Source organism: Novosphingobium sp. FSW06-99 (genome assembly GCF_001519065.1).
Taxonomy (GTDB): domain Bacteria; phylum Pseudomonadota; class Alphaproteobacteria; order Sphingomonadales; family Sphingomonadaceae; genus Novosphingobium.
This window is the reverse complement of the sequence record NZ_KQ954251.1, coordinates 229687-249060: the sequence shown is the minus strand read 5'-3', so window position 1 is coordinate 249060 and position 19374 is coordinate 229687. Positions and strand designations below refer to the sequence as shown.

At 64.0% G+C, this 19374-nt stretch carries 20 protein-coding genes; 12 read left to right on the top strand and 8 right to left on the bottom strand.

The genetic code is table 11. The annotated features are described in order from the left end of the window. Positions 1-6 precede the first annotated feature (6 nt). From AQZ49_RS01070 to AQZ49_RS01060, 3 genes are all read right to left on the bottom strand, one after another. Positions 7-1134, bottom strand: a complete 1128-nt coding sequence (locus AQZ49_RS01070) for a site-specific DNA-methyltransferase (RefSeq protein WP_067611550.1) — start codon at positions 1132-1134, stop codon at positions 7-9. Between the two features lie 208 nt (positions 1135-1342). Further along, on the bottom strand, positions 1343-1789 hold the full coding sequence (locus tag AQZ49_RS01065; protein ID WP_067611548.1) for a GFA family protein: 447 nt from the start codon (positions 1787-1789) through the stop codon (positions 1343-1345). Positions 1790-1820: 31 nt separating this feature from the next. Further along, positions 1821-2432 (bottom strand): ribonuclease HII, encoded by a 612-nt coding sequence (locus AQZ49_RS01060; protein ID WP_067611547.1) that lies wholly within the window; start codon positions 2430-2432, stop codon positions 1821-1823. Between the two features lie 54 nt (positions 2433-2486). Here AQZ49_RS01060 and AQZ49_RS01055 point away from each other — a divergent pair, with 54 nt between their 5' ends. From AQZ49_RS01055 to AQZ49_RS01045, 3 genes are all read left to right on the top strand, one after another. Continuing rightward, complete coding sequence (locus AQZ49_RS01055; protein ID WP_067611541.1) at positions 2487-3176, top strand: pyrimidine 5'-nucleotidase; 690 nt, start codon at positions 2487-2489, stop codon at positions 3174-3176. 33 nt (positions 3177-3209) lie between these two features. Further along, on the top strand, positions 3210-4046 hold the full coding sequence (gene dapD, locus AQZ49_RS01050; protein ID WP_067611539.1) for a 2,3,4,5-tetrahydropyridine-2,6-dicarboxylate N-succinyltransferase: 837 nt from the start codon (positions 3210-3212) through the stop codon (positions 4044-4046). 252 nt (positions 4047-4298) lie between these two features. Next, complete coding sequence (locus AQZ49_RS01045; RefSeq protein WP_067611536.1) at positions 4299-4586, top strand: hypothetical protein; 288 nt, start codon at positions 4299-4301, stop codon at positions 4584-4586. Between the two features lie 76 nt (positions 4587-4662). On the opposite strand, the gene AQZ49_RS01040 is transcribed toward AQZ49_RS01045, so the two are convergent. Continuing rightward, positions 4663-6168: a flavin-containing monooxygenase gene (locus tag AQZ49_RS01040; protein WP_067611533.1), complete on the bottom strand. Its 1506-nt coding sequence runs from the start codon at positions 6166-6168 to the stop codon at positions 4663-4665. A gap of 255 nt (positions 6169-6423) precedes the next feature. Here AQZ49_RS01040 and crtY point away from each other — a divergent pair, with 255 nt between their 5' ends. From crtY to AQZ49_RS01005, 7 genes are all read left to right on the top strand, one after another. Then, complete coding sequence (crtY, locus tag AQZ49_RS01035) at positions 6424-7605, top strand: lycopene beta-cyclase CrtY (protein WP_067611529.1); 1182 nt, start codon at positions 6424-6426, stop codon at positions 7603-7605. Between the two features lie 34 nt (positions 7606-7639). Further along, on the top strand, positions 7640-9118 hold the full coding sequence (locus AQZ49_RS01030) for a phytoene desaturase (protein WP_067612527.1): 1479 nt from the start codon (positions 7640-7642) through the stop codon (positions 9116-9118). Then, positions 9115-9696, top strand: a complete 582-nt coding sequence (locus AQZ49_RS01025; protein ID WP_067611526.1) for an LOG family protein — start codon at positions 9115-9117, stop codon at positions 9694-9696. Before AQZ49_RS01030 ends, AQZ49_RS01025 begins: the two co-directional genes overlap by 4 nt. Positions 9697-9703: 7 nt before the next feature. Further along, the gene (locus AQZ49_RS01020) at positions 9704-10657 is read left to right on the top strand and encodes a phytoene/squalene synthase family protein (protein WP_067611523.1); all 954 of its coding nucleotides are present in this window, start codon (positions 9704-9706) and stop codon (positions 10655-10657) included. A gap of 63 nt (positions 10658-10720) precedes the next feature. Further along, a complete protein-coding gene (locus tag AQZ49_RS01015; RefSeq protein ID WP_067611521.1) occupies positions 10721-11542 on the top strand; it encodes a cytochrome b/b6 domain-containing protein in 822 nt (273 codons plus the stop codon). Continuing rightward, entirely contained in the window at positions 11539-12294 is a 756-nt protein-coding gene (locus tag AQZ49_RS01010) for a molybdopterin-dependent oxidoreductase (protein ID WP_067611516.1), read from the top strand. Before AQZ49_RS01015 ends, AQZ49_RS01010 begins: the two co-directional genes overlap by 4 nt. Position 12295: 1 nt before the next feature. Then, positions 12296-12940 carry a glutathione S-transferase family protein gene (locus tag AQZ49_RS01005; protein WP_067611513.1) on the top strand — a complete coding sequence of 215 codons (645 nt, stop codon included), beginning with the start codon at positions 12296-12298 and terminating at the stop codon, positions 12938-12940. Here the strand turns inward: AQZ49_RS01005 and AQZ49_RS01000 are convergent. From AQZ49_RS01000 to pgi, 4 genes are all read right to left on the bottom strand, one after another. Then, a complete protein-coding gene (locus AQZ49_RS01000; protein ID WP_067611510.1) occupies positions 12937-13956 on the bottom strand; it encodes an SDR family oxidoreductase in 1020 nt (339 codons plus the stop codon). The genes AQZ49_RS01005 and AQZ49_RS01000 overlap by 4 nt on opposite strands. Position 13957: 1 nt before the next feature. After that, positions 13958-14680, bottom strand: a complete 723-nt coding sequence (locus AQZ49_RS00995) for an SDR family oxidoreductase (protein ID WP_067611509.1) — start codon at positions 14678-14680, stop codon at positions 13958-13960. A 65-nt stretch (positions 14681-14745) separates the two neighbouring features. Beyond that, positions 14746-16104, bottom strand: a complete 1359-nt coding sequence (gorA, locus tag AQZ49_RS00990; RefSeq protein WP_067611507.1) for a glutathione-disulfide reductase — start codon at positions 16102-16104, stop codon at positions 14746-14748. Positions 16105-16106: 2 nt separating this feature from the next. Then, positions 16107-17627 (bottom strand): glucose-6-phosphate isomerase, encoded by a 1521-nt coding sequence (pgi, locus tag AQZ49_RS00985; protein ID WP_067611505.1) that lies wholly within the window; start codon positions 17625-17627, stop codon positions 16107-16109. A gap of 202 nt (positions 17628-17829) precedes the next feature. On the opposite strand from pgi, the gene lepB reads away from it, so the two are divergent. Both lepB and rnc read left to right on the top strand, forming a co-directional pair. Continuing rightward, on the top strand, positions 17830-18699 hold the full coding sequence (gene lepB, locus AQZ49_RS00980; RefSeq protein ID WP_067612524.1) for a signal peptidase I: 870 nt from the start codon (positions 17830-17832) through the stop codon (positions 18697-18699). Then, complete coding sequence (rnc, locus tag AQZ49_RS00975) at positions 18654-19373, top strand: ribonuclease III (protein ID WP_231738641.1); 720 nt, start codon at positions 18654-18656, stop codon at positions 19371-19373. The genes lepB and rnc overlap by 46 nt, the downstream gene beginning before the upstream one ends. Position 19374 lies beyond the last annotated feature (1 nt).

Genomic DNA, 19374 nt, shown 5'->3' with positions numbered 1-19374 from the left:
TGCCGATCAATCCTCGGTGGCGAGCAGGTACAACTGGCGCAAGGCGTCGAGCGGTTTCACTTCGCCCTCGTGCAGCACATGCCAGAAGGTCCAGCCATTGCACGACGGTGCGCCTTGCACTGCCGCGCCGATGCCGTGGATCGAGCCCGGCTCTGCCCCCGCCTCGATCGAGCCATCGGCACGCACCGCGGCGCGGAAGCGGCCCTTGCGGTCGACCAGTTCGGCACCGGGGCGGATCCAGCCCGCTTCGACCAGCGCGCCGAATGCCACGCGCGGCGCGGTCTTGCGGCTCTGCATCGTTTTCAGCGCGGATTCATCGAGCGGCAGCGCGGATTCGATGCGTTCCTCGGCCACCGCGATATAGCCCTCGTCGCGTTCGCAGCCGATCCAGTCGCGCCCCAGCCGCCGCGCCACCGCGCCGGTGGTGCCCGTGCCAAAGAACGGATCCAGCACGACGTCTCCGGGATTGGTGGTGGCCAGCAGCACGCGATAGAGCAGCGCCTCGGGCTTTTGCGTGGGGTGCGCCTTCACGCCGCCCTTGCGGATGCGCTCGCCACCCGAACAGATCGGCAGCACCCAGTCGCTGCGCATCTGCAATTCGTCGTTGAGCGTCTTCATCGCGCGATAGTTGAAGGTGTATTTCGACTTCTCGCTCTTCGACGCCCAGATCAGCGTTTCGTGCGCGTTGGTGAACCGTGTGCCCTTGAAATTGGGCATCGGGTTGGATTTGCGCCAGACGATGTCGTTGAGAATCCAGAACCCCATGTCCTGCAACATGGCGCCGACGCGAAAGATGTTGTGATAGCTGCCGATCACCCAGATCGATCCGTTGGGCTTGAGCAGGCGATGCGCCTCGCCCAGCCATTCGCGAGTAAACGCGTCATACGTGGCAAAACTGGTGAACTTGTCCCAGTCCTGCGTCACCGCATCGACATGGCTGCCATCGGGGCGCGCCAGATCGCCGCCCAGTTGCAGATTGTACGGCGGATCGGCAAAGATCATGTCGATCGATGCGCTGGGCAGTGCGCGCATGGATTCGATGCAATCGCCGCGCAGGATGCGGTTGAGCGGCAGTTCGGGCCTCGCGACTGGCGCAGGCTTCGCGCGTGTCCGTTCCTTTACCAAGACTGCCATGATCAAAACCCTATGCCTGAAATTGAGCCCCGATTCTGAATCATCCGGGACTCGCCGTCAAGGCGCGACTCGTGGAAAATCCACGAGTCGCCATGAGTCCGAAGGGTGAACGAAACGAGTCCGGCCGGCATATCTTGAGTCCCCCGCCATGGTTTGCCACCAGATATGGTGGTGGGGCGATTGGCAAATTTTTCCGATGCGCGGCGGCTCAGGCGAAATTGGGCGCGAACACCTGCATGATCCGATCGACCGGGATCGCCCCATCATAGGCTTCGGCATCGGAAGAAAGACCGATCCACGGCTGGCGGCGGCTGGCCCACATATGCACGGCCGGGACAATCGTGTCGCTGTTATCCAGCGTGCCCGCGCGCACCAGCACGATGCCTGGCCGCCCGGTGTTGGTGCTGTAGAGGCGGGTCAGACATTGCGTGCAATAGACTTGCGTGGTCACCGCGCCACGCGAATTGGGCGCCGATCGGTCGACCCGTTCACCGGTTACGGACAGGCACGCCTCGGGGATCATCGCCTGCAACACAAAGCCGCCGCCGGTCGCCGTCTGGCAATCGCGGCAATGGCACGCGTAGATCACCGGGATCGCGGGATAATCCAGCGAATAGCGGCACGCACCGCAACGGCATCCTCCGGTCACAGGCATCGCCACTCCCCGATCCAGCCGCGGCAGGCTATCAGATCAGCGTGACTTGCGCCACCGGGCCAAAGCTGCGGCGGTGCAACGGGCACGGGCCATGGCGTTGCAGCGCTTCGAGATGTTCGCGCGTGCCGTACCCCGCGTTGCGGTCCCAGCCATAGTGCGGCCATTGGCACGCGGCGGCATGCATGATCGCGTCGCGGTGCTGTTTAGCCAGGATCGAAGCGGCGGAAATCGCCGGTTCGCTGGCATCACCGCCGACAATAGCGCGCGCGGGCCAGCACCATTCGGGCACGCGGCCCTGCGGCGTCTTGTTGCCGTCGATCAACACCATGGCAACATCGCCCGGCCCATCGAGCAGCGCAGCCACCGCCAGCGTCATGGCCTTCATCGTGGCGGCAAAGATGTTGATGCGGTCGATCTCATGGGCCTCCACCACGCCGATGCCCCAGCGGCAAGTCGCGCGGATCAGTGGATCGAGCGCGGCGCGGCGCTTTGCCGACAGCACCTTGGAATCCGCAAGGCCGCCGGGCGCATCGGGGCCCAGCGCCACGGCAGCGGCCACCACCGGCCCCGCCAAAGGCCCGCGCCCGGCCTCATCAACCCCGATGATCAACGCGCCGGTCGGCAAGATGGATGGACAGGACATGGCCCCTGCCCCTATCGCGCGAAGGCCACCTCCAGCAAGCAGAGATCCCGCCCAATGCCGTTCGATCCCACCCGCGTCGATTGCTGGATCTTCGATCTCGACTACACGCTCTATCCGCCCAGCGCCAACCTGTTCAGCCAGATCGACGTGCTGATGGGCCGGTTCATCGCCGAACTGCTCGGTTGCGACCTGGCCGAGGCACGGCGCGTACAAAAGATGTATTTTCATGATCATGGCACCACGCTCGCCGGTCTGATGCATTATCACGCGATCAACCCGCGCGAATTCCTGGCCTATGTGCACAATATCGACGTGTCGGTGCTGTCGGGCGTGCCGCGCCTGGCCGATCGCCTGCTTGCGCTGCCGGGGCGACGGTTGCTGTTCACCAACGGCGATGTCGATTATGCCACACGCGTGCTCGATGCGCTGGACCTGGCCGATTGTTTCGAGGGGATGTGGGACATCCATGCGATGAACTATCGACCAAAGCCCGAAGCCGATGCCTATGCCGGGATGATCGCGGCCTTCGGGATCGACCCGGCCCGCGCAGTGTTTGTCGAGGATTCGGCGCGCAACCTGACACCGGCCAAGCATCTGGGCATGCAGACGGTATGGATCGACGTGGGCAGCGAATGGGGGCATCGCGCCAAGGATGACAGCGCCATCGATGTGCGGATCACCGACATGGCCGATTGGCTCGACAACGTTCTGGCCGAACTTGCCCAAGCGCCCCGGCTGGGCTAGTCGGCGCGCGGAACCTAGCCGAAAGACCGAGTGATGACCGAACAGCTTGCCGCCGCCATCGAACAGGCCTGGGATGCCCGCGCCGACGTCACCCCGGCCAGCCACGCCGTACGCGAAGTGGTAGAGGCCGCACTCGAACTGCTGGACAGCGGCAAAGTGCGCGTGGCGGAAAAGATCGACGGCGAATGGCGCGTCAACCAGTGGCTGAAAAAGGCAGTGCTGCTGTCGTTCCGGCTGAACGACAACGCGGTGATCGAACAGGGCGCGGGCGGCGCCCCGGCCTATGACAAAGTGCCCTCGAAATTCGCCGGCTGGGGCGAAAACCGGTTTCGCGAAGCGGGGTTCCGCGTGGTGCCCGGCGCGGTGGCCCGGCGCGGCGCGCATATTGCCAAAGGCGTCGTGCTGATGCCCAGCTTTGTCAACATCGGCGCCTTTGTCGATGAGGGCACGATGATCGATACCTGGGCGACCGTCGGATCATGCGCTCAGATCGGCAAGAATGTGCACATTTCGGGCGGCGCCGGGATCGGCGGCGTGCTCGAGCCGTTGCAGGCCGGGCCGGTGATCATCGAAGATGGCGCGTTTGTCGGCGCCCGTTCCGAAGTGGCCGAAGGCGTGATCGTCGGCCAGGGCGCAGTGCTGTCGATGGGCGTGTTCCTGGGCGCGTCGACCAAGATCGTCGATCGCGCCACCGGTGAAGTGCATATCGGTCGTGTGCCACCTTATGCAGTGGTCGTGCCGGGTTCGCTGCCGGGCAAGCCGCTGCCCGATGGCACGCCGGGGCCTTCGCTCTATTGCGCGGTGATCGTCAAGACGGTCGACGCACAGACCCGCAGCAAGACCGGGATCAACGAGCTGTTGCGCGACTGACCGGCGCATTTTTGCGCAGCGCAGCATTGCAAATTCTGCACCTTTGAGACCGAAATGCCGCTCCAATGGGAGATAAGTTGCATTTTGCATCTTATAAAGGCAATATATTTCAATATTTTTGCAGTTTTTGCAACTTGCTGCGCGCGGAAAGCATTTGCGGGTTCGCAGCCGCAGCATAAATTGGTGATCAATCAGGACGCACCGGGACAATCCCACAAGGCTAAAATCCCACAAGGTTCAGGAGTACTCACCATGATCAAGTTCGCGCTGCTCGCCGCTACCCTGCTGACCGCCGCTGCTCCGACGCTGGCGCTTGCCGCCGGCAACGACTCCGGTCAGTTCACCGTCAAGGGTGTTGATTACAAGTACACCACCGAAGAAAAGTCGGGCGACCAGATCGTTCGCGGCACCGCCTATGCCGGCAAAGTGCCCTTCGAACTGCACATCCACAAAAAGACCGTGACCGGCACGTTCAACGACAAGCCCGTTGAATTCCAGCTTTCGGACGTGAAGAAGATGGGCATCGACGTCGGCAACTGAGCCTTCGCACCAATCCCTCTGAAAGAGGCCCCCGCGCACTGCCCGGGGGCCTTTTTTCATGGCCGTTGCAATCTGCTCATTCTGCGGCTTGCAAGGCGTTACGGTCGGCGCGCTGACCATCATAGACGAATTCCGCCCCGTCGAGATCGATCGCGGGAATCTCCTCGCGTTCGCGCCAGTAATCCTGGTTGTGGCGCCATTCGGGCTTGTCGCCACGCCGGGGCATCTGGTCGAGCCCGCGCTGGAGATAGCCAGGATTGAAATTGTCGGATTCGATCCACGGCAGGATCGCCATGTCGCGATCTTCGGGCCGTAACGTCACTTCGACTTTGGCGACCCCCAGCGCATCCATGTGCCGCAACAGCTTGCACACGAAATCGCCCAGCAGATCGACGCGCAAGGTCCAGCTCGCGCGGAAATAGCCCATCACCCACACCAGATTGGGCACGCCGGTGAACATCATCCCGCGATAATTGACCGTATCGTGCCAGGCCACCGCCTGGCCATCGACGGCAAACGGAATGTCACCCATCACCGTCAGGCGAAAACCGGTGCAAGCGACAATGATGTCGGCCTCCAGCACTTCGCCGCTGGCAGTCAGCACCCCGGTGGGCGTGAAACGGTCGATCGTGTCGGTGACCACCGTCACGTTACCCGCCGCCGCATGGCGGAACAGATCGCCATCGGGGCAGAACGCCAGGCGCTGTTGCCACGGGCGATACCGCGGGGTGAAGTGCGGTTCGAACGCGAAATCGTCGCCCGCATAGGCGCGCACCAGCGTCTTGAGGTCTTCGAACACCGCATCGGGTTCCTCGACACAGCGGCGGTTGAGCACGTCCTGGTCATACATCACTTGCGCACGCACCACGCGGTGCACAGTCGGCTCGTCAATGCCGATCTGGCGCAGGCGGTCGGCCAGTTCGTTCTGGTTGGGATGGCAATAGAAATAGGTGGGTGACCGTTGCAGCATCGTCACCTGTGCGCCCGCGTCGCAGAACGCCGGCACCACAGTCGCCGCCGTTGCGCCCGATCCGATCACCAGCACGCGCTTGCCCGCAACTTGCGTTGCCGGGTCCCACACCTGGGCATGGACAAACTGGCCGCGATAGTCCGACAGCCCTTTCCAGTCGGGCACATAGGGCGTCTGGTGGTCGTAATAGCCCTGGCACATCCACAGGAAGCGACAGGTCAGCACCTGATCCGCCGCATCGCCTTCGCGCCGTGTCGTTACGGTCCACAGATTGTCCGCGCTCGACCATGCGCACGACACGATGCGCGTGCCGTAACGGATATGGCGATCGATGCCGTTCTCCGCGATCACTTCGCCCATGTATTTCAGGATTTCGGCGGCGCTGGCGATCGGCGCGCCGATCCATGGCTTGAAGCGATAGCCGAACGTGTAAAGGTCGGAATCCGACCGCACACCGGGATACTTGTGGGTGTCCCAGGTGCCGCCAAACGTGGACTTGGCCTCGATCACGGCATAAGTCTTGTCCGGGCACTGGTCCTGCAGGTGATAGGCCGAACCGATACCGGAAATGCCCGCACCCACGATCAGCACGTCAAAATGCGCGTCTGCCATGCCTGTTTCCCATCCTCTGTCCACCGGTCGGCGTTATGTCCGATCGCACGATTCGCGCGCGGCTCGCCCTGATGTCCGGTCTGGTTATCCCCCGACAGAAAACCTTGATACATCTCAAATGGCAACTGGTTTTCGTGCAAGCGGCGGGTTTTTGGGCCAGTTACGCGACGGTCGTTACGCGACGCAGGGTCTGTCACCGGCTTTCCCGAAAGGGTTTGTTGCGCGCATCTCTGCTTGCCCCTAACCGAACAGGCTATGGGCGTGGCACAGGCTGACATCGCGATCCTCGGTGGCGGACTGGCAGGCGGGCTGGTCGCGCTGGCGCTGTCGCGCCTGCGCCCGGACCTGTCGCTGGTGCTGGTCGAACGTGATCACACCCTTGGCGGCAACCACGTCTGGTCGTTTTTTGCCAGTGACCTGCCCCAGGGTGGCGAGGCGTTGATCGCGCCGCTGATCGACGCCGCCTGGCCGGCTTATGACGTGCGCTTTCCCGGCTATCGGCGCACACTCGAAACGCCATATCACGCCACCACGTCGCACCGGCTTGATCAGGCACTGCGGCTGGCACTGCCACCCGCGGCGATCATCACCGGGGCGGAAGTTGCCACCTGTACCGGCACCACGGCCACCCTGACCGATGGCACGCAGATTACCGCCGGGGCCGTGATCGACGCGCGTGGTGTGGCAGATTTTAATTCTATAACAGGCGGTTGGCAAAAGTTTGTAGGGCAACGTCTGAAGTTGGCGGCGCCGCACGGGCTGCCTCGACCGACGGTGATGGACGCGACAGTGGCGCAACACGACGGCTATCGCTTTGTCTATTGCCTGCCGTTTGCCCGCGACGAGATCTTTGTCGAAGACACCTATTATGCTGATGGGCCTGATCTCGACCGCGATCTGCTGGTGCAGCGCATTGCCGACTATGCCAAGGCGCAAGGGTGGCAGGTGGTGGGCGTGCTGGCCGAGGAACAAGGCGTGCTGCCGGTGGTTGCAGGCGGCGATTTTACGCGTTTGCGCAGTTCGGTCGATGGCGGCGCCGTGCTGGCGGGCGCGCGCGCCGGGCTGTTCCATCCGCTGACCAGCTATTCACTGCCCGATGCCCTGCGGTTTGCGCTCGCTCTGGCAGCGGAGCCCGATCTGGGCGCGCAATCGCTTGCGAAATTTTCTGAACATTATGCCAGAACCCATTGGAACAATGGATGGTATTATCGCAAATTGACCGCGCTGCTGTTTGCCGCGGCACAACCCGATCAGCGCTATCGCGTGATGCAGCGGTTCTACAGCCTCAATCCGCGCCTGATCGAACGCTTTTACGCCGGGCAATCGACATTGATCGACCGGTTTCGTATTCTCGCAGGCATTCCGCCAGTGCCGGTCAGCGCAGCGCTGGGGGTGCTGACCGGGCTTGGTGCGCGCCCCAAGGCGCTGGGGGCGTAACGTGACACAGTCGCATAACAAGGAAACGGGTACGATGAAGCGGGCATGTGTCATCGGATCCGGATTTGGCGGGCTGGCGCTCGCCATTCGTCTGCAATCGGCCGGCATCGCCACCACGGTGATCGAGGCGCGCGACAAGCCGGGCGGGCGGGCCTATTATTGGGAACGCGACGGCTTTGTGTTCGACGCCGGGCCAACGGTGATCACCGATCCCCCGTGCCTGGAGGAACTGTGGGCGCTGACCGGCCATAGACTGGCCGAAGATGTTGAATTGATGCCGGTTGCGCCGTTCTACCGGCTCAACTGGCCCGATGGCACCAATTTCGATTACACCAACGACGAACCCACGCTGCGCGCCGAAATCGCCAAGATCAATCCGCGTGACGTTGCGGGCTATGAAGAGTTTCTCGACTATTCGGCCGGGGTCTTCCGCGAAGGCTATGTGAAGCTTGGCGCCGTGCCGTTTCTCGACTTTGCCAGCATGATCAAGGCGGCGCCCGCCCTCGCCCGCTATCAGGCGTGGCGTTCGGTCTATTCGATCGTGTCAAAATACATCGAAAGCGAAAAACTGCGCGAAGCGTTCAGTTTTCACTCGCTGCTGGTCGGCGGCAATCCGATGACCACCAGCGCGATCTATGCCCTGATTCACAAGCTGGAAAAGGACGGCGGGGTGTGGTGGGCCAAAGGCGGCACCAACCGGCTGATCGCGGGGATGGTGCGCCACTTCGAACGGATCGGCGGCACCGTGCGCACGGGCGATGCCGTCACCCGGATCGAAACACTGGGCAACCGGGTGACCGGGGTGACCACGGCCAGCGGCTGGCACGGCAATTTCGATGCAGTGGCATCGAACGGCGACCTGGTGCATTCCTATCGCGATCTGCTGACCGGCAACCTCTATGCGCAGCGCCATGCCAAGTCGCTGATGCGCAAACGGTTTTCACCAAGCCTCTTTGTCGTCCATTTCGGCGTGCAGGGCACCTGGCCGGGGATCGCACACCACATGATCCTGTTCGGGCCGCGCTACAAAGGCCTGCTCGACGACATCTACAAATATGGCGTGCTGCCCGAGGATTTCTCGATCTATCTGCACCACCCGACCGTGACCGACCCGAGCATGGCGCCCGAGGGGATGAGCACGTTCTATGCCCTCGTGCCGGTCGCCAACCAGGGCAAATTGCCGGTTGACTGGGACGAAATCGGGCCGATCCTGGAAAAGCGCGTGCTCGATGAAGTAGGCCGGCGCCTGATCCCCGACATTCACAGCCGTATCGTCACAAAATTCCACTACACCCCGGCGGACTTCACCCACGACCTGTCCGCGCATCTGGGCAGCGCATTCAGCCTGGAGCCGCTGTTGACGCAAAGTGCATTTTTCCGCGCACACAACCGTGACGATGCCATCCCCAACCTCTATCTGGTCGGCGCCGGCACCCATCCCGGGGCGGGCATTCCGGGTGTGGTCGGCAGTGCCAAGGCGACCGCCAAACTGATGCTGGAGGATCTGGCTTGAAACGGATCGCCGTCTATTGCGGATCGGCCACCCCCGCCGACGAACGTTACATCACGCTGGCGCGCACGGTCGGTGAGACGCTGGCCCGGCGCAATATCGGGGTGGTCTATGGCGGCGGCATGCGCGGGCTGATGGGCGCGGTCGCCCAGGGCGCGCTCGAAGCCGATGGCGAAGTGATTGGAATTATCCCCGAGGCGCTGGCGGTGGCCGAAATCGCGCATCCCGGCTGCACCGATCTGCGTGTGGTAACGGGCATGCATGCGCGCAAACAGGCGTTCACCGATCTGTCCGACGGCTTTCTTACGCTGCCCGGCGGGGTCGGCACGATGGACGAATTGTGGGAAGCAGTCAGTTGGGCGCAACTGGGCTATCATGCAAAGCCGGTCGGTCTGCTCAATGCCTATGGCTTTTACGACCACCTGCTGGCGTTCAACCGGCACATGGTCGAAACCGGGTTTGTGCGCCAGGCGCATGCCGGGATCATCATCGCCGAACCCGATCTTGACCTGTTGCTGGCGCGCATGGCCGCGCACGAGCCGCATGTGCCGATTTTCGCGATGAAGGCAGCGGACCTCTAATCGCAGCATGGATCGGCGCGCCCGTCTCGTTACGACCGCCGCGGCGATGATCGGCAAAGGGTCCAAGAGCTTTGCCGCGGCCAGCCGGCTGTTTGACCGCACCACGCGCGAACGGGTGTGGATGCTCTATGCGTGGTGCCGCCGGTGCGACGATCTGATCGACGGACAGGATCTGGGCGGCACGCTGGGCGACCAGTCGGCTGTTACGGCACGGCTGGCAGACGTCCGCGCGCTGACCGCGCTGGCGCTGACCGGCGCCGATACCGGCGATACGGCGTTCGATTGCCTGGGCGTGGTGGCGGCCGAAACCGGGCTGACCCAGGCGATGGCGGATGCGGTGATTGCCGGGTTTGCACTCGATGCGATCGAATGGCACCCGCGCAGCGAGGCTGATCTGATGCGCTATTGCTGGCATGTCGCGGGCGCGGTGGGGGTGATGATGGCGGTGGTGATGGGGGTCGATCCCGCCGATGATGAAACGCTTGAACGCGCCTGCGATCTGGGGCTGGCGTTTCAACTGGCCAATATCGCGCGCGATCTGGCCGAAGACCATGCCGCGCAGCGGTGCTATCTGCCCGCCGAATGGCTGGCAGAGGCCGACATTCCCCCCGGCGAAGAGCTGAAACCGCCGTTCCGTAACGCACTCGCAGGCCTGGCCGGGCGGCTGTGCCGTCTGGCGGCGGCGCATGAAAGCTCGGCCCGGATCGGTGCACAACGGCTCAATCTGCGCCAGCGCTGGGCGATCCTGGCCGCGGCGGGGATCTATGGCGACATCGCCCGGCTGGTCGAACGACGCGGCACCCGCGCGTGGGACAGCCGCACCGTCGTGAGTAACGGGCGCAAGCTGTGGTGGATTATCCGCGCGCTGGCGCAGACGTCGTTACCTGTGCGGTCGCGCCATGCGCGCGCGGCCGGATCACGGCGCTATACCTATCGTGATTTGGCGGCCTCTCCGGTGTAACCGGATGGCGCAGAGCCACGAAATACGGGATACTGCCGCGTTACAAACGAAAGAGCGTGCCCCATGTCCGATGCCGACCCGCCCGCCGACCTGGTCTATCGCACACGCCTGCCCGTGCGCCTGTGGCACTGGACCAATGCGCTGACGATTTTCATCATGCTGATGACCGGGATGATGATCTTCAACGCGCATCCCCGGCTCTATTGGGGCGCCTATGGCGCCAATTTCGATCATGCCTGGCTGGAAATCGGCAATCGCGGGACGCATGGCTATCTGACCGTGCTTGGCGTCGAGGTCCCCACCACCGGCGTGCTCGGCTATGCCATGCACACCGATGAGGCGTTTCCGCCGCTGGTCACCCTGCCCGGCCAATACAATGTGCCGGTGGCACGCATCTGGCATTTCTTCTTTGCCTGGGTGCTGGTGATCGGGTGGTTGGGATTTGCAGGTTATGCTCTGCTTTCCAGGCATTTGTGGAACGATCTTCTGTTGAAACGGGAAGAACTGCGGCCCGCGTCGCTGTGGCACGATATCAAGGCCCATGCGCGGCTGCACTTGCCCAGAGGCGAAGCCGCGCGGCATTACAATCCCTTGCAGAAACTGGCCTATCTGGGTGTCCTGCTGATCGGCCTGCCGCTGATGGTGCTGTCCGGGCTGACCATGTCGCCGGCGATGGATGCGGCCTGGCCCTGGCTGCTGGTGCTGTTCGACGGTCGCCAGTCGGCGCGATCGGTGCATTTCATCGTTGCGGCCGGGCTGGCGCTGTTCATTGTCGTGCATCTGGCCATGGTCGTGCTGGCCGGGCCGTTCAACGAACTGCGCTCGATGATCACCGGCTGGTATCGCCTGCCCCCCGAGCGCCCGACGACGGAGGACCGGCCATGACCGCGATTGTCACGCGCCGTTCGCTCCTGATCGGTTCGGGCAGCCTGCTGTTGGCAGGGTGCGACAAACTGACCACCGCGCCGCAGACCCTCGATGTGCTGTCACTTGGCGAAAAAGCCTCGCGCAGCGCGCAACGCTGGCTGGTCGCCGATCGCCAGGCGCTGGCCCCCGAATTCACCCGTGCCGAGATGTCGCCGGTGTTCCGCGTCAACGGATCGACCAATCCGCGCGATGCCGGATATGTCGCGCATGCGGCCAACGGGTTTGCCGATTGGCGGCTGCTGATCGACGGGCTGGTTGCAACGCCGATGGCGCTGACCCTGCCGCAACTGCGCGCCGCGCCCTCGCGCACGCAGATTACCCGCCACGATTGCGTCGAAGGGTGGAGCGCGATCGGGCAATGGACCGGGGTGCCCCTGGGGCTGTTGCTGCGCCGGGCGGGGCTGTCGTCGAACGCGCGCTATATCGTGTTCCATTGCGCCGACACCCTGCTGGGCAAGCCCTATTACGAAAGCATCGATCTGGTCGATGCGTTCCACCCGCAGACCATTCTGGCGCACAGCATGAACGGCGCCCCGCTGTCGATCGGCCACGGCGCGCCACTGCGCCTGCGTGTCGAACGGCAGTTGGGCTATAAACAGGCGAAATACGTGATGCGGATCGAGGCGGTGGCCAGCCTGGCCCCGCTGCACGGTGGCAAGGGCGGGTTCTGGGAAGACAACCACAATTACCAGTGGTATGCCGGGATCTGACATGGCCGCGACGATCACCGCCTTTGACCATTCGCCTGATCGCGGCCGGGGTCTGGCGCGCGACATGCGGGTGCGCTGGGCGCTGGAGGAAGTCGGTCAGCCCTACACGGTACTGTCGGTGCCATGGGCGGCGATGAAACACCCCGACCATCGCGCGCGCAACCCGTTTGGCCAGATCCCGACCTTTCACGAGGGCGATCTTGCGCTATTCGAATCCGGGGCGATCGTGCTGCATATCGCTGAACGGCATGGCGGCCTCCTGCCCGACGATGCGTCGGCGCGTGCGCGTGCAATCGCGTGGATGTTCGCCGCGCTGAACACCGTCGAACCACCGGTCGTCGAACTGAGCATGGCGTTCCTGGTCGAACGCGATCAACCCTGGTACGAGGCGCGGCGACCGATGCTGGTGGAACGGGTGCAAGCCCGCCTGCGCGAACTGTCCGATCATCTGGGCAATGCCGATTGGCTCGATGGCGCGTTCAGCGCGGGCGACCTGCTGATGGTGACCGTGCTGCGACGGTTGGGCAGCACCGGCCTGCTCGATGGCTATCCGACGCTGGCCGCCTATATCGCGCGGGCAGAGGCCAGACCGGCCTATGCCCGCGCATTTGCCGCACAATTGGCGGCATTCAACGCCGCTTCCTAAACTTTCACCACACCCAGATCGATCAGGCTGCGCGCGCAATCGACAATCGACTGGTCGACCGGGCGCGTCTGCCAGCCCAGCACGGCGAGCGCATGGCTGGCGTCGGTGTCGCGCACATTGCCCAGTTCGCCGGTGATCTGGCGGATCATCGGATTGAACACAGCGGCGATCCGCACCAGCCAGTCGGGCAGGCGACGCGTCGGCACTTTGCGCGCCTCGCCCGGCAGCTCTGCCTTGAGAATACGCGCCACGTCGATCAATTTCAGGAACGGGCCCGCAGCGATGAAGCGTTCGCCTGCCAGACCGGGCGCAGTCAGCGCGCGCACATGCAGATCGGCCACATCGCGCACATCGACGATGCCGAACCCGAGATCGGGACAGCCCGGCAACAGACCGCCCAGCAATTGCCGTACCGTCTCGATCGAGGGAGAAAAATCCGCGCTCCACACCGGCCCCAGCACCGCCGAGGGATTGACCGAGACGAATTCCAGCGCTCCGCCTTCGGCCGCCACCCAGTCGCGCGCGGCGCGTTCGGCAATCGTCTTGGATTTCACATAAGCATAGACGCCCGGCCCGGCGAGGTCGGTCCAGTCCGCCTCGGTATAGCGGCGCATGGTCCCGCGCGGATGGCCATAGGCGATGGCAGCTACGGACGATGTCTGGACAAACCGGGTCACGCCCGCCGCACGGGCAAAGCGCAGCGCGCGCAGCACGCCGTCGCGCGCGGGAACGATCAGTTCGTCTTCGTGCCGGGGCGCGGTGGTGCTGAAGGGCGAGGCGACATGCGCGACATGGCTGCATCCGGCCATCGCCTCGGCCCAGCCCGCGTCGGCGGTTAGGTCGGCCACGAAAAACCGCAGGCGATCGGCATCGCCGCCCAACAAAGGCCGTAACGCCGCCTCGCGCGCGGGATTGCGCACGGTGGTGTGGACACGCCAGCCTTCGGCCAGCAACTGGCGGATCAGGAACCCGGCGATATAGCCGCTGCCGCCAGTGACCAGAACGGTGTCGGTCATGTCAAAATCCGATCATGATGCGGCGCGCCAGCCAGGGCGCGACCTGATGAACCGCCTTCAGGATGCGCACCATGCCAACATTGGCTTCATCGGCATTGGCGCGCATCGCCGCGATGATCTGCCGCGCGCATTCCTGCGGCGACAGCTTGCGGCCCCCGCGCGTGCGGGTCATCGCGGTATCGACCACCGGTGGCAAGGCTTCGAGCACATGGATCTGCGTGCCCGCCAGTTGTGCCCGCAGCGACTGGGTATAGCTGCGCAAGGCCGCCTTGGTCGCGCAATAGACCGGCGCCCCGGCGCTCGGCGCAATCGCCAGCCCCGAAGTGACATTGACGATCATCGCCTCGGGCCGGGTTTTCAGGGTGGACATCAGTGCGACGATCAGTCGGATCGGTGCGTGCAGATTGAGCCACAGGCTTTGCTCGTCGCCGTTCTGGTCAGGCAGGGCGATGCGAAAATCGTGCTCGGTGCCCATCCCGGCGTTGTTGATCAGCACATCGACCGAGCGCCCGGCCAGACCGCGCAGCACCGCCTCGATGCCATCGGGCCCGGTCAGGTCGGCAGCAATCGCGGTCATGCCTTCGCCGCGCGCGCGGGTCAGGCGGGCGGCATCGCGCCCGGTGATCACCACATCGGCCCCCGCCGCCTGCAATTGCAGCGCCAGTTCGCGCCCTATGCCGTCGGTCCCGCCGGTAATCAGCACCGTCTTGCCCGTGATCTGCATCCTGCCCCCGAATATGCTTGTTATTGGCCGCATGGATAACGGTTCGGGGGCGGGATGCAACCGGATCAGCGCATCAGCACCAGTTCTTCGGCCATCGAGGGATGCAGCGCGACGGTGGCGTCGAAATCGGCCTTGGTCAGCCCGGCTTTCACCGCAATCGCGGCCGCTTGCAGGATTTCCGGGGCATCGGGCCCGATCATGTGCAGGCCCAGCACGCGATCGGTCGTTTCATCTACCACAAGTTTATAAAAACCACGTTCAACACGTTGATTGAATATGTTTTTCATTGGCCTGAAATCCGATGTGAAGACCTTGATCGCACCGTATTCCGCCTGTGCTTCGGCCTCGGTCAGGCCAACCGCGGCCAAGGGCGGTTGCGAAAACACCGCGCTGGGGATTGCCTCGTAGGACAGTTGGGTCGATTTGCCCGCATAGCGCGCATCGGCAAAGGCATGGCCTTCTCGGATCGCAATCGGGGTCAATTGCACCCGGTCGGTCACATCGCCGACGGCATAGACGCTGGGACACGTGGTGCGGCCTTCGCCATCAACCAGGATTTCACCACGCGCACCAGTGGCGACCCCGACGGTGTCCAACCCCAGCCCGGTGGTGTTGGCAAACCGCCCGGTCGCCACCAGCACGACATCGGCGGCGACCGGTTCGCCGCCATCGCGCAGATGCACCAGCAACGATCCGTCTTGCTGTTTGTCAACGCGCTCGATCGGGGCATCGAAACGATAGGCGATGCCGCGCGCCCGTGTGATCGCCAAAAGGCGCTCGCGCAGATCGATATCGTAACTGCGCAAGATCGCGTTGCTGCGATTGACCACGGTCACCGCACTACCCAGCGCATTGAACACCCCGGCAAATTCCATCGCGATATAGCCGGCGCCCGCGATCACCACGCGTTCGGGCAGCGTTTCGAGATGAAACACCTCGTTGGAGGTGATGGTGTGTTCGGCGCCGGGAAATGTCGGCGTTACGGGCCAGGCGCCGGTGGCAACAAGGATGGTCTCGGCAGTGACGATCTGCCCGGATGATTTCAGGCGAACGCTGTGCGGGCCGGTAATCTCTGCGCGATCAAGGAATTGCGCGACCTTGTTGGAGGACAGTGTGGTGATATAGGCCTTGTTCAGCCGGTCGACATCGCGCGCGACGGCATCGCGCAAGGTGGGCCAGTCGAACTGCGCGCCGGCGATGGTCCAGCCATAGTCGGCGGCATGGCCCAGATCCTCGGCAAATTGCGAGGCATAGACCAGCAGTTTCTTGGGCACACAGCCGCGAATAACACAGGTGCCGCCGATGCGGAATTCCTCGGCCACCGCGACCCGCGCGCCATGGCTGGCGGCGATGCGGCTGGCGCGGACCCCGCCGGACCCCGCGCCGATCACGAACAGGTCATAATCATAGGCCGTCTGCGTCATGGTCAGGCTCCGATTCCGGCCGAGGCCAGCAAAGCTTCGGTCGACGGGTCAAACCCTTCGCCGCCGCCCGCGTCGATCTGCTTGGCGATCGCCTTGCCCAGTTCGACGCCGAACTGGTCGAACGGGTTGATGCCCAGCATCGCCGCCGACACAAACGTGCGGTGTTCGTGAAACGCGATCAGCGCGCCGAGCGTGGCGGGATTGAGATCATCGACCAGGATCGTCGCCGAAGGACGGTTGCCCGGATAGGCGCGCGCACCATCATCCGACGCCTTGCCCGCCATCAGCGCCGCCCCTTGCGCAAAGCAGTTCGACAGCAGGATCTTGTGGTGCAGCGGGTCGAGATCGTGGCCGGGAATCTTCACCGCCAGAAAATCGACCGGAATCAGATGCGTGCCCTGATGCAGCAACTGGAACACCGCATGCTGGGCATCGGTGCCCACCCCGCCCCAGGTGACCGGCGCGCTGGGCCGGGTCAGTGGCTGGCCGTCGGCGGTCACGCGCTTGCCGTTCGATTCCATTTCAAGCTGTTGCAGGTAATCGGGCAACAGCGCGAGCCGTTCGTCATAGGCAAACACTGCGCGGGTCTGGCACCCCAGCGCCTGGGCATAGATCAGGTCGGTAAAGGCCGCGCGCACCACCACATTGGCGGCCAGCGAGGTTTCCAGGAAATGCAGGTCGATTGCCGCCGCTCCGGCCAGAAATTCGGCAAACCCGGCAAAGCCCAGTGCCAGCGCGATCGGAAAACCGATCGACGACCACAGCGAATAGCGCCCGCCGACGCTTTCGGCGAACGGCAGCACGCGGGTGTCATCGACGCCCCATTCAACCGCCTTTTCGGGCGCGGCGGTCAGCGCGACCACGCGCCCGAACGGATCTTCCACCCCGCCGGCGCGCAACCAGTCGAGCGCAGAGGCGGCATTGGTCATCGTTTCGGTGGTGGTGAAGGTCTTGGACGCGACCGCGATCATCGTGGTGGCCGGATCGCAGTGGCGGAATGCGGCTTCGAGCGCGCAACCGTCGATGTTCGACACCACATGCACCGCCACGCGCGCGCCATCGCGGGTCAGCGCATCGATCGCCAGCGCGGGGCCGAGCGCCGATCCGCCAATGCCGATGTGGATCAGCGAGCGCACTTCGCCGAACGCGCCTTCGTGGATCGCCTCGACCAGCGCCTCCATCCGCGCGTGCAGCGCCTCGGCCTCGACCACGCTGGCGGGCGAACCTACGCCGCGCTGGGCGGTGTGTTCCGCGGCGCGGCCTTCGGTGTTGTTGATCGGTTCGCCGTCAAACAGTTGGCGGCGCTTTTCGATCAGGCCCTGATGGTCGGCAATCCGCGTCAGGATCGCTTCGGCGGCGGGATGAAGATGGGTCTTGGACCAGTCGAAGCGAATCGGACCGCCCGGCAGATCGAGCGTGGTGGCATGGCGCCCAAGCCGGTCGGGGGCTTCGAACAGCGCCGCCAGCGTCGGAAACTCGACGGCCTCCAGCTCGGTCCACAGCGCCGCAAGGGTATCGGTCATCACTCACTCCTGGTTCGCGTCGTTCGTTCGATCGCGTGGCCCTTGTGCCCGCTCGCGGCAATTCCGCCAAGCGTCGGCACGCATCGACGAACGTGTTTCGCATTGCTATGCGCGGGCGGCAATCCTCGCTATGGCGCGCTAATCCGTTGTTCATGCCAGAACCTGCTTGACGCAACGCTCCCCGCCCAACATGAGCGCGAAAATGACCGATACGTCTGACCAGAGCCCGAAAAAAGGCGATCCCGCCGCGCAAATTGCTGCCAGCATCGTGCGTGGCGAAAAAACCGCCAAGCCTAAGGAAGAGGAAAATTTCTTCATCTTCCTGATCAAGCTGGTGCTGATTGTGGGCATTTTCCGCAGCTTCATCTTCTCTCCGTTCAACATCCCCTCGGAATCGATGCTGCCCCGGCTCGAAAACGGCGACTATCTGCTGGCCGCCAAATGGCCCTACGGCTTTTCGAAATATTCGATGCCGTTCAGCCTGCCGCTGATCCCCGGACGCATTCTGGCCGGCCAGCCCAAGCGCGGCGACGTGGTGATCTTCAAGGCGCCGCCGGGTAACGATGTCGATTATATCAAGCGCGTGATCGGCCTGCCGGGCGACACCGTGCAGATGAAGGGCGGCGTGCTGTTCCTCAACGGCAAGGCCGTGCCAAAAGTGCGCCAGAGCGATTTCGTCATCCGCATCTCGCCCAACACCGGCTGCGTATCGCCCGAATTCGAGGCGGTTGAAAAGGATGGCGCGCCAAGTTGCCACTATCCGATGTACAAGGAAACGCTGCCCGAGGGCAAAAGCTACAACGTGCTCGACCTCGGCTACCGCCCGCAGGACGACACCCCGGCGGTGACGATCCCGGCGGATCGCATGTTCCTGATGGGCGACAACCGCGACAATTCGATGGACAGCCGCTTCCCCGCGATGGAAGGCGGCGGGATCGGGCTGGTGCCGCAGGAAAATCTGGTCGGCCGGGCGACCATCGTGATGTGGTCGACCGATGGCGGGGCCAACTGGTTCCTGCCGTGGACCTGGTTCACCGCGGCCCGCTGGAACCGTATCGGGGGCACGTTCTGAGCGCCGATCTCGACCCGGCCGCCCTGGCCTTTCTGGCGGCGCTGACCGGCGCCGCACCTGCCCGTCACGACCTTTGGCACGATGCCCTGACCCACGGATCGATGGGCGAGGCGCGCGATTACCAGCGGCTGGAATTTCTCGGCGATCGTGTGCTCGGGCTGGCGATAGCCGAACTGTTGTTCGGCGAAGCAGGCGCCAGCGAAGGCAAACTGTCGCAACGGCTCAACGTGCTGGTCAGCCGCGAGACTTGCGCCGAAGTCGCGCGCACATTGGGCGTGCCTGCGCATATCCGGTTGGGCAAGCAGGCGCGCGACGACGGCGGGGCCGACAGCGACAACATCCTGGGCGATGTGATGGAGGCGCTGATCGGCGCGCTGTTCCTCGAACGCGGGTTTGTCGCGGCGCGCGATTTCGTGCGCAAGGCATGGGCCCCTGTGGTGGCCACCGGCGCCGGGCAGCGCAAGCATCCCAAGGCGGCCTTGCAGGAGTGGGCGGCGGGCAACCGCCGCAAACCCCCGGTCTATACCCTGGTGGCCCGCGAAGGCCCCGATCATGCAGCCACGTTCACCGTTTCAGTCGCGGTCAAGGGCGTTGGCGAAGCGACCGCGCGCGGATCGAGCAAGCAGGACGCCGAAACCGCCGCCGCGCGCGAATTCATGCAGAATTTTGGATAGA